We start from the raw sequence: 233 nt of genomic DNA, 5'->3' as shown, positions 1-233 counted from the left end.
GGAATGTTTTTCCTGAAAGGCTCACTGGCTGCCAGTACGCTCTTGCTATTTTTGTATGTCGGTTCTATGTATTTAACTGAAATCAGGCCTTTGCAGGAATTGGGAACAAACTTTGCAAATGTACTAAACGCTATCACCAAAACCAAAGAGATACTGGATATTCCGATTTATGAGGGTGGAACAGATTTCCCCCAAAACCATGATATTGTGCTTCGGAATGTTCGATTTTCTTA

Annotated in this window: 1 pseudogene; it reads left to right on the top strand. The window is 39.9% G+C overall.

Annotation, left to right across the window (positions count from 1 at the left end):
* Window positions 1-233: pseudogene (locus NE619_RS18525) on the top strand (ABC transporter ATP-binding protein); the annotation flags it as partial.

Source organism: Anaerovorax odorimutans (genome assembly GCF_024459955.1).
In the GTDB taxonomy this organism is placed as follows: Bacteria; Bacillota; Clostridia; order Peptostreptococcales; family Anaerovoracaceae; genus Hominibacterium; species Hominibacterium odorimutans_A.
This window is presented reverse-complemented; position numbering and strand designations above follow the sequence as displayed.